We start from the raw sequence: 15074 nt of genomic DNA, 5'->3' as shown, positions 1-15074 counted from the left end.
GTAAAATCACTCCGAAATAGTTGCCAAGACATTCAATGTCTTTGGCCCGGAAGTGTTCGAACCGAAAGAGGTTCGACAAAATGCGCAGCGAAAAGCACGAAGTGCGGCGCAGCATTTTGGACGCGCTTTAGCGCGCCGCAAAGCGGTGAGGAGCGAACAAAGTGAACGACGAATCCATCCTTCCTCGAATCTCGGTATCGATTAAAATTAATTCTATATTCTAAATTATTCGCCTTAGCCAACCTTCCGGGCGCGCCATTTCCAAGTAAAAATCAAAAAGTAAAATCACTCCGAAATAGTTGCCAAGACATTCAATGTCTTTGGCCCGGAAGTGTTCGAACCGAAAGAGGTTCGACAAAATGCGCAGCGAAAAGCACGAAGTGCGGCGCAGCATTTTGGACGCGCTTTAGCGCGCCGCAAAGCGGTGAGGAGCGAACAAAGTGAACGACGAATCCATCCTTCCTCGAATCTCGGTATCGATTAAAATTAATTCTATATTCTAAATTATTCGCCTTAGCCAACCTTCCGGGCGCGCCATTTCCAAGTAAAAATCAAAAAGTAAAATCACTCCGAAATAGTTGCCAAGACATTCAATGTCTTTGGCCCGGAAGTGTTCGAACCGAAAGAGGTTCGACAAAATGCGCAGCGAAAAGCACGAAGTGCGGCGCAGCATTTTGGACGCGCTTTAGCGCGCCGCAAAGCGGTGAGGAGCGAACAAAGTGAACGACGAATCCATCCTTCCTCGAATCTCGGTATCGATTAAAATTAATTCTATATTCTAAATTATTCGCCTTAGCCAACCTTCCGGGCGCGCCATTTCCAAGTAAAAATCAAAAAAAGCTGTACCCGTTGAACGAGGTACAGCAATTATTAAAATGACCGATAGCACCCTCAGAGTTTTTAAACGAAGATCATTGCTATGTTGTATACGAGCTATGCTCATACTCGCCTTGAGTCAATAATGAGCGCAATTGTTCAGCAATAGTATACCAGTAGTTGCTATCATAAGTTTTTCCCGCTTGTAGTTTATATTCATCACCTTGTAATAAGCGATTGAATTCATTAAATAAATAAGAGGCAAATGAATGATTTTCAAATCGTGTATTCGGATCCTCAAAAAAACGTTCCATCAGCTGCATAATTACATCAGGATTGTCGCTTGCCAAGGCTGCGCTTTTAACCGATTGCGCCTTTTTTTGCCCATGAACTCCGTGGCGCCACCAACTAAACCATCCATTAGGCTGGCCAGTATTGACACCCAGTTCATAGTATTTATTGTAAGCAATCCATGCATCTTCTATGCTTTTCTTCAACACTTTGAGTGAATCTGTAGTTGAGTCCCTATCGGGAGATTCACTTGGGATTTGCTCATTCTTTTTTAAAAAATCGAGTGCTAATTGGTTCGCTTTTCGTCGTTTTGGTGAGGGTTTTCTGTGCTCAAATTTTGGTCTTGACTTGGTAAGATGAGTCAGAGGGGTGGCATCCACGGGTGCCAATGCCCTCAAACTGGACTGTTCTTTTGCGGCAATTAATTCTGCTCTTTTTTGAGCAACTAATCCTGTAGGAATAGCAAAGTTGTTATTTTTTTTAATTAACGTTGTCTGCTTCTCATTTTTGTCCATCATAGTTCATTATCCCTAAGTTAAAATAAGTGCTTTGAATTTTCCCATACTCAGCTCAGTTTTGATCTCTTTTTGATATGCGGATATGTGGCAGGTTTTCAATTATGGATGAATTTCATTCACGACCTATCCTCATTTTCTGTATGATTTATATTAATTAACTCATAAAGCCAGGTTTAATTTCTATGCTTTTGATAAGTTTTAATTTTGGAGCAGAGCTATGAATCCTTGGACCCTTTATTTATGGCCCCATTTGTAGCCGTATTGAAGGTATGGCAGCGTGGACAAACAATATGCATGCCGTCGCTCATAATCTCAACTCTCACTTGCTTGTTCATAAGTACTTTACCTGAAATTACCGTGTGATCAAATCATGCATTGTTCATCCTATCTAAAGCAGATGTAGAGCAATTGCTCACGGTTAACAGTTTGTAGCTGGTCATTTGAGCCATTCGAAGTTGCTTTTTAAGTTTTTTAATAATCTCTTAATAAACCCCAGATATAATTTGGCCTGAATATTAATTGTTCATCCAATTATAAGACGAATGTCAAGCATGGATGAATGGAGGACAGGTAAACTTAGTTACTCTCAATCAATAAACTATGAGCAATAGCACAGCTTTGTTGGAGTAGGTATTTAAGTGAATCAATCCCGATATATCATAAAGTCCCTTATGTATTTTTAAGCACAAAAGGTTCGATTCTTCATGCTTCCCGAAGGGGTAACAGACTGTTTCTTACTCACAAATCCCAAACTCCTGCTCACGAATTACTCCATAGTTTTTGTTGATACATATCTACTTTTTATCGAATGAACATTGTCCACCGGTGCTTCAGCTTATTGCAAAACAAAGAATAGAAAATACAGAGGTATTTCGAATGAAAAAAACTTTTTTCTCAGCATCTGATAGTGAAAAAAACATAACTCAATATTTCTTAAACCAATTTCCATGCATCGAACTTTGGCGTTTTTTTGTTGAACGATCGCGATATGATGACAGACAATTTGCTTACGATCTGCTTATTAAATGCCTGGAAGGTATAAAAATTAATTTTCATGGCGCTTATAGGATCCTCGTGAAAGAGGAAATCATGGAGTATCTCGAAACGGTTAAACTCAATGAACTATATCAGCTGGCAACCAGAGAATTCTCTAATTTAAATTTGTTGAATTTAATTATTCATTTTTTTAAGTTTGAGGAAAATGACCAACAATTACTTAAAGACTATATCGAAAAGCGTAGATGCTGGACCGGTTTTGAGCAATCAGAGCCTGGTTATCTGCTTGGTATGGCTCATGGTTTTGTCCTAATTATAAAAAAGTTACATGAGCCTGATACGGTTCTTGATATAGAATTCATAAAATCTCTTCATGCCTCATGTACCCAATGTGTCAAGAATCTATTTACGATTACAAGACCAGGTGAGTTCAGAAAAAACTCGTTCGTTGGATGGAGATTGGACTCGAAACTAAATACATTGGATGGTATTTTTGAAATTTTGCAATATATGAAGACTGCTGAGTGTAGAGGAATCTCTTTTATTGCTAATAATGGTAACGTTCTTATCAGCACAAGGGATAAAGATTTTGATTCTAGAGAAAAGGCTCAATTTATTTGGGATATGCTCAAGCAAGGACAGGCAATAAGCATCCGATCCTCTGAGATGAATGAACAGATTGTTGATGTAGAACAATACCTTAATGAAGTGTGTCACTCACATTTAATGACTTATAGAAAAGAAATCGCAGAATCAAATTCAAAGCAGGAGAAATTAACAGCCATATTCAAATATATAAAATTCACGGTTTTACATCACCCATTCCCTGATGGTGTGGGTCGTACATGTTCCATGCTATTAACCTTTTATTTATTGATGAGTAACAATTTATTACCTGTTATATTAACAAATTCAAATAATATTCCTGGCTGGTCGGTTAAAGAGATGGTTGAGGAGTATTTATGTCTTGAAAACGAAATGAGGGAAGTTTTGCGAAATCCCAATTATCTTTCAAGTGAACTTTTTGCACCAAATAACATCGATACCGTTAATTATCTAAAGCAACTTCCTGAGGATCTTCAAGGTCAATTTAATGAGGCAGTTGAAATGATGCACACTGCGATAGAATTATATAACATAGAAACTCAAAGCAATAGCTCCTCCCCTGGGATAAGTATCAAGTTGTAAGAAGAAGCAAACGACAGTCGTTGATGTTTTGGGGAACTGCTGATAAGAGATGAATGAAATTAGGAGCATCACCAGAATTATATTCATCTTAATCCGGTGCAGCATTCCCAGGTCAAAAAGCATCTGACTGGAACTTTCCAGTATTCAAAGGTGTATTCAAAAGGAATTATAACCAGCAAGTGGCAGTATAGGCTCTGCAACCGTGGCTCCTGCTCAGAGCGCTATATGTGCCTTCACTTGCCAATGAGTCATGTAGGAGCTTTGATATCCCTCAATCAACGCCACTTGTAAGGCCAATTGTTTTTCCCATAGATTAGGTTTGAATGCTTTATTCCAGGCAATAAATAATTTTTTTTGTGATGGGCTTAAGGTAAGTCCATAATGTTCCGCCATAAACAAAAAAGTACGCGCGACAACGCCTTTGGCTGAATCAGGTGGTACCGCACAATGAGAACCTTTATCGATTTTCATCGCACACCCTAAATAATCAATTTGTTGATGTAGCCCACTCAATTGATAATTCGAGTGGGCTTGATTCATCATGCGAATTTCTGGCCATAAATTATAGAGGTCAGCTTCCACATGAGGTAATTGCTCATCGAACTTCTCACAGCATCTTCGCCCTTTATAAGGCCGGCGATGATCCTCTTCCATCATTGGCTCGCGCCAATATTCAAATGGCCGTCCAAAATACTCGGCCGCCATAACATGCTTCCATTGAATGCAAAAAGCATGTTTCATGGAATCCTCAGCCGGCATACCACAACTCGCCAAACCCACTTTTTTATCTCCATTAGTACATGGAAAATAAATGGTTTCATGATGTTTCATTAAGAATTGAGCTGCAATTATCTTGGACTCTGAAAAAGATTCTGGTGTTTGAGCATAAACAAATGAACTGATAAAACACAGCAACAGTGCAATTCGAAACATAGAAATATCGTAAAAAAATAATGCAGGTATTATTATAGAAGTTTATGGTTTTATTTCTATATTTTTTACTATCCATCCAGACATATATTATATTTGACCCAAATAATAAATGGTATTAAGAAATTATCGATGTAATGTAACTTCATTATCTTCCCCCAATTAATGAAAACGCATCCAGAAATGAGCAAAAACTCCATCCTTACCTGCTCAAAGCGACCTTCGTTCTGCCCTCCTCCGTCCTACGTCTTGATCCCTGCTCCTGTGTCGCATTGATATATTGCGTGAACTCTTTTGCTTTGCTCACGCATTCATTAACTATTGTGGTTACCTTGTTTTTATAATCCAGCAATTTCTCTGGATTGGCAGGTAAAGGCAAACCCAGTATGCGTCTTCGTGCTTTTTTATAATAGCGATTATCATCACTAAAACAATTTATCGTCTGCAACAGTTCATCAGGCAGTTTGCTGCATTCTCGCTCCACTCCATTTTCTCCTTGAACCCGCGAACGATGGGGTGACTTCATATGAAAAAAACGAAATAAGGGACTAATTTCTGGAATTTGCATCAGACGAGACAGTTCCGCATCGCGGAATTTAAAAACCTCCTCCGCAAGCTCGTTCAAGATTAACTTGGTTTTTAACGATTTAGGTAATAATGCAGTAATTCGTTCTTTGATCGCCTCACTTTGGCTATCAATCACGATGCTTTGCAAGCTAGGGCACTCATTAAATGCTGATTTATCAATAGCAGTAATCCCTTTCGGAATGGTTATTGTCTCCAATCTGCTGCAGCAATAAAAAGCCTCATAATTAATAGAGGTCACTTGTTCAGGAATGGTGATGCTCTGTAACCTACAGCAGTCCATAAAAGCTTGGTTGCCAATACTGCTAACTCCTTTGGGGATGGTGATCCTCTGCAATTCACTGCAACCATTAAATGCACCAGCCCCAATAGAAGTTACCCCTTCTGGGATGATGATGCTTTGTAATCTACTACAACCATAAAATGCACCGAATTCAATAGCAGTAACCTCTTGAGGAATAATAATGCTCTCTAATCCACTGCAACCATAAAATATCCTCATAGGTATTCGGGTAACTCCTTTAGGGATAACGAGACTGCGTATTCCACTGCAACCATAAAATGCATAACCCTCAATAGAGGTAACCCCAGGTGGGATCACAATGCTCTGCAACTCACTACAGTACATAAATGCCGAGCTTTTAATAGAAACAACCCCTTCTGGAATAATAGGTACTTTAATTTACTGCAGTTTCTAAATGCCCCTTCTCCAATAGTGGTAACCCCTGCTGGAATATCAAAAGCACCTTCTTCGTTGATATCGTCCTCAGTTACTTTAAGTAAGATCTTGCCATTAACACTTAACTTCATAGTACACCATGCTCCCTGCCCCATTTTGACTTGTCATGCTCATAAGGATTATAGAGCCTGCATAAAAAAAATTTTAAATTGATTTTTTAATCGCAATCAAACCACTGTGATTTAATTTTAACCATTATGCCATGTGGGTGATAATTTACCCAGGAGCATGAACCTTGGGTGGCTTGGACAAATTTTGCATTACGATAAAATCATCTACAAGCGTGTTTATAATGATTTAGGCATTCATAGAATGAAGAAAAAAAATAATCCATATCAAAGCTGTATTTATTTTACGATTGGTGTAGCAAATTGAGAATAACCTGAAATTTAGTGCCTATTGATTCAACTGGGGCAGACATTTATTGCAAAAATTAGGGAGGGGTCGAATGTATTGATAATTAAAAAGAGCTCAATAAATTAAATGTATTGAGCTCTTTTTAACAAAACTAGAATCTGGAGCATTGAACGACCATTTTTCTATCACTGGAAGAATCCCAAAAATTCTTCCTCAGTAAGTTCTTTTAAAGATTCTTCTTCATCAGAAACATGGAACATTGATTGAGCTCCCGGAGCAACCAGTTTTGTTGTATTCTGAGTAGAACTTTGGGTCACTGGAAAAGGATACGGCAGTGGATCGGGTTGAGGAACAACAGTATTCCTCTCAATAGAAGTGCCAGGAGATAGAAGCGTATTAGATGCTGGAACAACACTTGTACCATTCGATGAAGATACCCACTGAGGTTTACTATTATTTCCAATTGAACTTATTTGAGATGCGAAGAACGTTGGTGTGGTTTTGTTTTGTAATTTCAAAAGATGAGTTTGACTTTTTGATTGCGCTTTTTTATCCCATTCCAGATAAACTTTATCTACAACAGTAGCTCGCTCTTTCGCCTGTTTATCTGCAAGGCCTTGCTTAACCAAATCATTGATGAGAGGAACATAAATGGGTTTACCATAAATTTGTTCTAAGTAATCACCTGAAACCAGTAAAATAGGTCCCTCACACGCCATAGTCATGTGTTCACTATTACTTAGAGGTGGAATCTCTTTCATTTTTTTATCATCTCTAATTTTTGCTGCCAACATTTTAGCAATCCTATGACTCGAACAACCATAGGCTGTATACATCGCATGTCCTTGATAAGGTTTAGCAGGCAACCAAAGTACATTAAAATTATCACCAGGTAAAAATAGTCCATTAAAACTGTATGCTGCCTTTATCTGTGCAGTACTCTCTTTATACCTTTTACTATAGGGAGCAGCTCCTAGAAATTCTTCCGCAAAATCAATTAAATCGGGCTCCCCAATTTGTTCCGGTACCATACGTTTAATTGTTATTGAGTTTTCATTGGTACGTACTAAAATCAAACGGGGCCGCAAGTACTCATTCTCGTCATTCATTACCTTATCGATTAAGAAAAACTCTTTATCAAATTTAGGTTCATGATGAACTTCCTCAACTTTACCATCAAAATATTTTTCCAAAAATTTCATGGATGCAACCACATAATTTCCATGCGTATCCAAATAATAATCCCATAATGGGGATTCATGCTCTCTTCCATCAAAATCCATAGAATCATTTGTTTCGAATGCTGATTGTATTGTTTCCAGCATCTGCTCAGCATCTTCTGATTTGGGACATTCATAAACACACAGATTATCCTCCTCATCGAATGGAGATTTGGACTCAGTTACTATCCATTTTGTTATTTCAAGGTTTATACCAATAACAGACATCAGCTTCATGTATAATTCTCGCTTATTTATTTCGGATTTTAATTTGCAGTTAATTTCTAAAACCAGTCTTACGGGAGCTAAACTGAATTAGCACATCAATTGAACGAAGGGCTTGAATTCGAACACGGAATACACAAATATACCAGATAAATTATTTTATGGGCAATAAGTTAAAGATGCCTGCACGCAAGCATCTGATTTGAGGTATTCATACCAACTTGACTCTCGTTGAATGAATTATTTGCTTCGACTTCCTCCTGTTAAGGATAAATCAATTTTTTGCTTTAGTTCCACAATCGATTTGACCAAAGCCAAGCTCTGATGGTTCATTTTTTTTGGATATTATTAATATCTCGAGCTAAAGTGACCTAATTGGCTCATAACAGACATTACCAAGGATGTCGTTTGAGTCATAGCGGAGTCAAGACCTGTAGTAGGTTCAAAAGAAATTTTTAACGATACTTCCCCCAACCAAAGATTTGGATTCTTATCACTTAATACCATTCGCTTGGTAGTGTAGCGCTAAAATCATGCCTTCAAAATTTTATTCTACATAAGTAACTGCCATAGCGGGATAAAAAGAAACCGGGCGTCAGTCAGTTATCATTTGCAAGCCGACAAAAGTCTAATTGATGTTGCTTTAGAATCGGAAAGCCAAGAGATGCTTAGTTGGATCTTGAACGATGCTCCATCTCTTTTTTCAACGTTAAAAACAGATAAATTATGGATATCATAAAATAATACTGCAACTTTTCCCCAATTTTCAGACCAGTGAAGACTTTCCCATTTTAAAAGGATTGCAGAAGAACGAATCGATTATTTGTTTACTAAGTTAAAATTGGTTCAAGGCGATGATATGGCATTGATATTAGCCGCTCAAATGAGTAAAAAACCTTATCTTAATTCTGTTTTTGTTATTAAAAAAGAAGATCAACTTTCTTTAATAACCGAGCAAATTAAAAAAATATTGGCGAATGAAACTACTGAACGCATCACAAGATTTCGAATAATATAGTACAGAGGGCATGGGTGTTATGGAGAGTTCGAAGTATTGAGGGCTTAGTGCAATTTTGTGATGAGCAGGTAACGAGTAAACCTCAATACATGCCTCATTGAACCGCATAAAGCTAGAAGTAGGATTTTTTCCACAACGTATTGCAACCTTAGGCAGTACAAACGAACAATATAAGCATCAGTATTCTATAATTTAAAAAATGGATTTGCTTTGGTACTGATCATGATACTCACTTTAAAAAATACTTTTTTAAAGATAGTGATTGCAGCTTTTTTATTGTTTGATAACGATGTATTCGCTTGTCAGTGTTTTAATTCATTCTTTTTAACTTCCATTTTTTCTAATAACCCAGAAATGACCTGCATTTTATCCAGTGATTACAACAGAGTGAGTCTTTCTGACGGCAGACAGAGCGCTATTTCCTCAATTTATGGCTGCTCGTTAAATTCTATCAGTAGTAACATCCACAGGGACTTCTTTTATTATTCTAATGATAATGAGTTATGCGTTGAAGAAATCCTAAATGCTTGCCGTATGCTCAACATTGAGATCCAATCTTACTAGGATTGCTAGTTTTCTCATCATTGAATCGAATATTCATGGGTGTTTTAAAAATAAATTCCTGACACATAAAAGAAATAATTCCAGGCCTTATAGTCAAATTTTACACATAAAGAACATTTTATGATACAATTTGCACCAACTATATCACTTGAGTGTGTTTTGACATGGCAGAATACAAAATTGAAAAGCCTGAATTAGGTACTCATTTTGAATCGTTGTATGCAAAGGTTGTCAAACAAATGAAACAGAACAATAATGCATTTGCAGGCATACCCCATAAAATTAAAAATCAATTTTTGAATTTTCATCATTTGCTTCCCAATCAGCAACTTGAATTGATAAGTAATTTATCAGAGATTCACGACTTGCCCCAAGAGATAATTGATGTAATGAATGAGTTTCCCTACTTCGAAACCATTTCTAACGAGACTCTCACAATAATTGGCGACTATCTCAAAAAGAAAGAACACAAAACCGATAAAGATATCAGCGCACTGATACGAACAAACAAAAGACCACATGTGCTGTTCCAACCCAATCGACTGGGCGATTTACTCTCTTTATTGTTGTTGAATACAGCAACAGGACAACAGGATAGAGCAGAAAAAATAGTCGATATGCACCCTGAATTGCAATTACAGTGCGGCACATTAACTGACTATTCGGGTAGAACATTTAAGAACATCACTGCATATGAATACGCCTACTGGGCAAAGGACACCCACATGTGCCGTATGCTGGAAAAATACATGGACGCAGAAACCAGAGCAGCGATGCTCAAACGCTGTGAGGATATCGAAAAGAATGGCTTGACGTACATTCAACATGGCGTCGAGACTAAGGGTTCCAAACATTTTGATTTTACCCCACTCAAAACAGCTCTAAAATATTATATTGAGGGTTACGACACCTGGTTGAGCACACGAAATTGGGTGGCTATGGAGGCTGCCTGGAGGAAAGTAGCTATCTTGCAGCGCGATGTACCTGTCCATGTAGCCAATGAATATTGCCGGAAAGATCGTGGATTTGACCCGCTACCTACGTTTAAAGAAAAAACTTTGCCACGGGAGTTAGGCTTTTATAATTTTAGAACCCGAAAGGAAGACTCTTGGTTTCCCTTGGCGATTTCGGACTCTGGCAATCCAGTCATTGATTTTGTGATTCGCGGGGCCACGCAGCCTGTAGCCGGTGTTCTGGGGTGGGCGACAGCCTGTGCAGTCTATGATTTGGCAGCCCTAGCGCACCTTGATAAAGTCAGAACTAACGAACTCTCCCAGCTGCGTGAAAACTTAAGGAGGGTTAATCCGCTCCCCCCGGGAAGATTTCCCTAGTCCCAAACGATGTGTTGAGCCAGCCTAGTTGGGTATGTCGCCAGGTTATAGTACCTCAATGCACACCTAACAAACATCAAACCATAGGACCAAAAATCTTTAAAACTGGCTCCTTAAGGGGAGACAAAATGTTTATACATTGACACGTACCTTAGCCCCCTTTATTTGATAAACGCGAATAATAGACTGAAAAGAATATCACAATAGCTATGTTTGCCATCAGTCGTTCACAAATCGATGATGAAAGAGCAAGAGATCAATGTCGACGATTGTAACTATCAAAATGCCTTTTTATGGCTAGAACGAAACAAATATTTCGCTGGATTTAAAAAAATGTTGCACTGCAAATCATTTTTTGGGTATTGGGTTCAATAAGTCTGTTTTTTCGATCAGAGATGATTATAAAAGAATTTTAATGATTAAAATCCATTATGAGCTTACTGAATTAAGATTTTTGTAATTTTTTTGTTAGCAGATGCACAATTTGTTTGATTATGTGCTACATTCAAAAATACTACTTGTTGGTTTTCCATCAAGAGTTATTTAGTTGAAACAGTTTGATGTATATAACTGGTTAGTTGGCAATTTCATTGTTGTTGATGGCTGTGTCGAGTTTTGATTCTTAAAAACAACATCATTAAAAATAAAATCACTGCATAGACCTTATTTCTAACCTGGTTAACATTAATTGGGAGAAAATGGTATGGGCTCTTTAGAGATTTTAAGTGTTGCATCTGATTTACCTCAACAGTGTGTAGCAAGCAAAGACCTTTTGGATAAAGCATCAGGACATCTTAGTACGCAAGTACTTGATATGCTTCAATCCATGGATATAGATAAACGATATTCAGTTGTTGAAAATTATCCCCAATATTTAGCTGGTGAAGAGCAACGTAAGCTGATGTCGGGTGTCAATGAATTGGGCGCAAATTCTATCCGAAAATGTTTAGCGCAATTTCCTCACGATTTAGATGTTGGTTTACTGATAGCAGTCACCAATACTGCCGAAAGGCCTTTACCCTGTATGGCATATGAGCTTATTTCTATGATGGATGATGATATGATGCCGCATGATATTAATATTATTAACATGCAAAACCAGGGATGCAGCGCTTTAATAAAGGCCTTTGAGATTGCCTCCTACTTTTTACAGTCACACCCCCATAAACATGTAGTTATTTCTGTTGCTGAAACCCATACAGCCATGGTTTCATCTGTGCTTGCCAATAAGTCTATAGTTTCTTTTGGTGAAATAAGGGAAATTCAGGACCTTACTGAACAAAAAGAGGCGCAGATGGCATTAAATAATTTGATTAATAGCTATTTATTCGGTGATGGAGCCGTTTCAATACTATTAGGTCACGGAACTCAAGAGGATAGTTTTGAATCCTATCACTTGACCAATATTGATGCCAGAGACAGTGAAATACTCTGCATGAATGAAGGCGGAAGCAAGATTCCATGTTATGAAAACTTTCCCCAATATACCTTGGGAAAAGTGGTTCCTGCACGTGGAGCACGATATAGTGAGTTGTTATTACGCCAAGCCATAAGTCATAATAATGACCATCTTACAAAAGAGGATATTAATTTTTATTTAATCCATACTGGAAGTAAAAAAATTATTAGTGCCGTGCAAAAAAGTCTAATGCTCGATGATCAAATGGACAAAATATCCGTTTCTTATTTTATACTTAAAAATTATGCCAACCTATCTTCCTGTTCCTTAGGATTCATGCTGGAAAGACTGATCAATCAGCAAAAGGTAAATGGTTCTCTATTGCTTATTTCCTTTGGAGTAGGATTTAGTGGCAGTGTCGCCAAACTAAAAATTTAACTTGAGAAATGGGCCTTATGGCCCATTTTAATAAACAAAGAATTCATCGCATCCGAAGCTAGGATATAAAAAATATCAGGTTGGGTTGGTATATTTTCTGAGCAAGTGCTTTTTATAAATAAATTCTTAACTTAAGAGAATTCTAATAAAGATCACCTGATCAGGAGCCTTTTACTTGCAATTTATTCTGTCTTTCACAAAGTTCCTCTAAGATACTGAGAAATTGCCCGGTATCTGAACCAAGACGACCATCCTTGAGGATCTCTAATTCATGTTCTGTAATGGTATCTTTGCCAGGACTATTTAATATGTCGATTACCTTTTGTGCCGTACATATCTTGTCTTTAGCGGTATACTGTGATTTCCACCACATAATTTTATATTTGTATTTAGCTAAAGGATGGGGATTAGTGTTCGTCTCGTCATAGGAAACTTCACCATCTGAGACAACTTTCGCCTCTTTAGCTCTTGTTTGAATGTATTTTTGTAAAGCATATATGAGCCTTTCGTTAGGATGGGAGGTTTCTGATGGTTTCCTATACTTAGCATTGATTGCTCTCTCACAAATTTCTTTAAAAGATTCCTGCTGCACGAGCTTCTTTTCAACAGTCGGCACTCGTTTGACTGGCAAATCCTTAGATTGTTCTAATTCCTTTCCTAATTGATATATCTCATCTATTTCTTCTTGAGGAAGCCTTCCTTCTTTGGAATCTATGTCCAATTTTATAAGGTCAGGATCTAGGGTTATTAATTGAGGATCTGAGGAATAACTTCGAATATATTTATTCTTCCCTCCAGAATAAAAAAAATCATACAATTTCTCGGACTCATCTTTTAATTTAAAAACAAGATCCAATGAAGGATCACATATAACCCTATCTTCATCACTGCCCAAACTAACTACCACATGGTTGTTACCATGAACCCCAAGGACATGAAGGTTCATATCATCAAGCTTTTCAGGATAGTTTTGTTGAATATAATTAAAGGCCAGTCTGCTAAATTCCCCGCAATTACCTATCTCTTTCTTTAAGAAATGGTATTCTAAAGCATGCCTTCTAACGGACTCACCGTGCTCAGATTTTAAACTAATACCTTTTTTTGCACAAAAAGCTTTCCATAATTGTTGCGCTTGTCCCCGCATCTCAGCTACTTGTTTCTCAAGTACAGTCGTATCCCAAAATTCTAAACGGCTAAATATTTTACTTTCATCATTCCCCTCATTTTCAAATTGTTTATACCTCTCAGGATATTTATCTTTCAGTTCTTTTTTTCTTTTTGCAGCCATGTCTTCCTTAAATAAAGCTGCATTCTCCTTATAGAATTCTACTTCAGGTGTGGTTCCGCTTTGTTTTATATTTTTCCTAGCGTACGCACATGCTTTTCGGGCAATATCTAATAGTTCGACGTCTTTCATACAAAATACAATGATCCCATGCTGTTCATTATGTGTATTTTATAATCCAAAAGCAAAATGCTTCATGGAAAAGTTAAAACAACTTTTAAATGATGGTTGAATAATTTGGGATAGTCACCTTTTTTTGTACCCTGTAACCTTTAGGAGCGTATTTTTTTATATCAAATCTTTTCAGAGCTGCCAGCAATGTCATACAAGCATGTCATTTAGATGATTTCCGAGTACTCTATGCGCTATAGTATAAATATCATATTGGATAGAGAGAGCTATGGCAGACATCATTAATCTTAATAAAAAAAGAAAGGCTAAAATTCGTTTGACAAAAGAAAAGAAAGCTACAGAAAATCGAATTAAGTTTGGAAGAAGCAAAAAAGAAAAACAGATAGAGAAACAAGAAAATGAACGTCAGGAACGATATCTAGATGCTCATCAGTTGGATAAAAAGGAAGAAAAATGAAGAAAGCAATACTATCCTATTTATGTTAATAAGCGCCCCGGTCTCTCATTAAGCCTAATTCTTGATGATGACACTTGGTTCTTTCAGTTTTTTAACGAATAATTAATGAACACTAAAAGTCTTTTTCCAGAGTGGATTAATATCTATTCATGGAATTATAAAAAGCTATATGTTAAATTTCTTTAATTTTTTTTAACAACCAGCTGATCATGACCCGATTTTTTAAAATGAACTCAGAAAAAAACCAGCTTGAGGAGTGTAATAGTTCTGAGAGTCCCGAGTTTATAGAAATTTATTGGAACTGGGTTGCACTCGCCGTTCCGATAGTACTAGGTTTAGAGGATGCCGTAAAAAAGTTTAACGATAGATTTGAATTGGTTGATGGCTCTTACTCAGTGATCAATCCGTCAACTTGGTTTGCCCTATTTGAGTACAATTCAAAATACTGCTCAACTCAAGAAGCCGAAGTTCTCTCTAAAGCAACTTTAGCGATACGTCCATCCTAGGAGATTAAGGTTTATTTTATCGCAGGGGTTGATTCTATCTGTCGATTTTTAGGTTCATTTACAATTGACTTAAAAATTG

The 15074-nt window shown here is 37.3% G+C and carries 15 protein-coding genes; 9 read left to right on the top strand and 6 right to left on the bottom strand.

Annotated elements, in window-relative coordinates; translation table 11 throughout:
• Positions 1-52 precede the first annotated feature (52 nt).
• From OQJ13_RS16030 to OQJ13_RS16020, 3 genes are all read left to right on the top strand, one after another.
• Positions 53-205: a hypothetical protein gene (locus tag OQJ13_RS16030; RefSeq protein ID WP_265711855.1), complete on the top strand. Its 153-nt coding sequence runs from the start codon at positions 53-55 to the stop codon at positions 203-205.
• Positions 206-331: 126 nt separating this feature from the next.
• Positions 332-484, top strand: coding sequence for a hypothetical protein (locus OQJ13_RS16025; protein WP_265711855.1), 153 nt, complete (start codon positions 332-334; stop codon positions 482-484).
• Positions 485-610: 126 nt separating this feature from the next.
• On the top strand, positions 611-763 hold the full coding sequence (locus OQJ13_RS16020) for a hypothetical protein (protein ID WP_265711855.1): 153 nt from the start codon (positions 611-613) through the stop codon (positions 761-763).
• Between the two features lie 154 nt (positions 764-917).
• On the opposite strand, the gene OQJ13_RS16015 is transcribed toward OQJ13_RS16020, so the two are convergent.
• A complete protein-coding gene (locus tag OQJ13_RS16015) occupies positions 918-1625 on the bottom strand; it encodes a hypothetical protein (RefSeq protein WP_265711854.1) in 708 nt (235 codons plus the stop codon).
• A gap of 876 nt (positions 1626-2501) precedes the next feature.
• Between OQJ13_RS16015 and OQJ13_RS16010 the strand changes: the two genes are divergently transcribed.
• Complete coding sequence (locus tag OQJ13_RS16010) at positions 2502-3809, top strand: hypothetical protein (protein ID WP_265711853.1); 1308 nt, start codon at positions 2502-2504, stop codon at positions 3807-3809.
• Positions 3810-4022: 213 nt separating this feature from the next.
• Here OQJ13_RS16010 and OQJ13_RS16005 read toward each other — a convergent pair whose 3' ends face one another.
• The 4 genes from OQJ13_RS16005 to OQJ13_RS15990 all read right to left on the bottom strand — a co-directional run bounded on the left by OQJ13_RS16005 (position 4023) and on the right by OQJ13_RS15990 (position 7877).
• Positions 4023-4742: an endonuclease gene (locus tag OQJ13_RS16005; protein WP_265711852.1), complete on the bottom strand. Its 720-nt coding sequence runs from the start codon at positions 4740-4742 to the stop codon at positions 4023-4025.
• Between the two features lie 199 nt (positions 4743-4941).
• A complete protein-coding gene (locus tag OQJ13_RS16000; protein WP_265711851.1) occupies positions 4942-5952 on the bottom strand; it encodes a leucine-rich repeat domain-containing protein in 1011 nt (336 codons plus the stop codon).
• On the bottom strand, positions 5922-6134 hold the full coding sequence (locus OQJ13_RS15995; RefSeq protein ID WP_265711850.1) for a hypothetical protein: 213 nt from the start codon (positions 6132-6134) through the stop codon (positions 5922-5924). The genes OQJ13_RS16000 and OQJ13_RS15995 overlap by 31 nt, the downstream gene beginning before the upstream one ends.
• A gap of 471 nt (positions 6135-6605) precedes the next feature.
• Positions 6606-7877 carry a hypothetical protein gene (locus OQJ13_RS15990; RefSeq protein WP_265711849.1) on the bottom strand — a complete coding sequence of 424 codons (1272 nt, stop codon included), beginning with the start codon at positions 7875-7877 and terminating at the stop codon, positions 6606-6608.
• 847 nt (positions 7878-8724) lie between these two features.
• Here OQJ13_RS15990 and OQJ13_RS15985 point away from each other — a divergent pair.
• The 3 genes from OQJ13_RS15985 (at position 8725) to OQJ13_RS15975 (ending at position 12615) form a co-directional block, all read left to right on the top strand.
• Complete coding sequence (locus OQJ13_RS15985; RefSeq protein WP_265711848.1) at positions 8725-8883, top strand: hypothetical protein; 159 nt, start codon at positions 8725-8727, stop codon at positions 8881-8883.
• Between the two features lie 728 nt (positions 8884-9611).
• Positions 9612-10778 (top strand): hypothetical protein, encoded by a 1167-nt coding sequence (locus OQJ13_RS15980; protein WP_265711847.1) that lies wholly within the window; start codon positions 9612-9614, stop codon positions 10776-10778.
• A gap of 703 nt (positions 10779-11481) precedes the next feature.
• Complete coding sequence (locus OQJ13_RS15975) at positions 11482-12615, top strand: 3-oxoacyl-[acyl-carrier-protein] synthase III C-terminal domain-containing protein (protein ID WP_265711846.1); 1134 nt, start codon at positions 11482-11484, stop codon at positions 12613-12615.
• 160 nt (positions 12616-12775) lie between these two features.
• On the opposite strand, the gene OQJ13_RS15970 is transcribed toward OQJ13_RS15975, so the two are convergent.
• On the bottom strand, positions 12776-14032 hold the full coding sequence (locus OQJ13_RS15970) for a hypothetical protein (RefSeq protein ID WP_265711845.1): 1257 nt from the start codon (positions 14030-14032) through the stop codon (positions 12776-12778).
• A gap of 268 nt (positions 14033-14300) precedes the next feature.
• On the opposite strand from OQJ13_RS15970, the gene OQJ13_RS15965 reads away from it, so the two are divergent.
• Both OQJ13_RS15965 and OQJ13_RS15960 read left to right on the top strand, forming a co-directional pair.
• Complete coding sequence (locus tag OQJ13_RS15965; RefSeq protein ID WP_265711844.1) at positions 14301-14489, top strand: DUF4169 family protein; 189 nt, start codon at positions 14301-14303, stop codon at positions 14487-14489.
• Between the two features lie 209 nt (positions 14490-14698).
• Complete coding sequence (locus OQJ13_RS15960) at positions 14699-14995, top strand: hypothetical protein (RefSeq protein ID WP_265711842.1); 297 nt, start codon at positions 14699-14701, stop codon at positions 14993-14995.
• Positions 14996-15074: the final 79 nt, after the last annotated feature.

This window comes from Legionella sp. PATHC035, assembly GCF_026191115.1.
Taxonomy (GTDB): Bacteria; Pseudomonadota; Gammaproteobacteria; order Legionellales; family Legionellaceae; genus Legionella.
This window is presented reverse-complemented; position numbering and strand designations above follow the sequence as displayed.

Excerpts from the sequence above, each read along its gene's own strand:
- OQJ13_RS16015 (WP_265711854.1), bottom strand. The coding sequence starts at position 1,625 with ATGATGGACAAAAATGAGAAGCAGACAACGTTAATTAAAAAAAATAAC.
- OQJ13_RS16010 (WP_265711853.1), top strand. The coding sequence starts at position 2,502 with ATGAAAAAAACTTTTTTCTCAGCATCTGATAGTGAAAAAAACATAACT.
- OQJ13_RS16005 (WP_265711852.1), bottom strand. The coding sequence starts at position 4,742 with ATGTTTCGAATTGCACTGTTGCTGTGTTTTATCAGTTCATTTGTTTAT.
- OQJ13_RS16000 (WP_265711851.1), bottom strand. The coding sequence starts at position 5,952 with ATGTACTGTAGTGAGTTGCAGAGCATTGTGATCCCACCTGGGGTTACC.
- OQJ13_RS15995 (WP_265711850.1), bottom strand. The coding sequence starts at position 6,134 with ATGAAGTTAAGTGTTAATGGCAAGATCTTACTTAAAGTAACTGAGGAC.
- OQJ13_RS15990 (WP_265711849.1), bottom strand. The coding sequence starts at position 7,877 with ATGAAGCTGATGTCTGTTATTGGTATAAACCTTGAAATAACAAAATGG.
- OQJ13_RS15985 (WP_265711848.1), top strand. The coding sequence starts at position 8,725 with ATGGCATTGATATTAGCCGCTCAAATGAGTAAAAAACCTTATCTTAAT.
- OQJ13_RS15980 (WP_265711847.1), top strand. The coding sequence starts at position 9,612 with ATGGCAGAATACAAAATTGAAAAGCCTGAATTAGGTACTCATTTTGAA.
- OQJ13_RS15975 (WP_265711846.1), top strand. The coding sequence starts at position 11,482 with ATGGGCTCTTTAGAGATTTTAAGTGTTGCATCTGATTTACCTCAACAG.
- OQJ13_RS15970 (WP_265711845.1), bottom strand. The coding sequence starts at position 14,032 with ATGAAAGACGTCGAACTATTAGATATTGCCCGAAAAGCATGTGCGTAC.
- OQJ13_RS15965 (WP_265711844.1), top strand. The coding sequence starts at position 14,301 with ATGGCAGACATCATTAATCTTAATAAAAAAAGAAAGGCTAAAATTCGT.
- OQJ13_RS15960 (WP_265711842.1), top strand. The coding sequence starts at position 14,699 with ATGACCCGATTTTTTAAAATGAACTCAGAAAAAAACCAGCTTGAGGAG.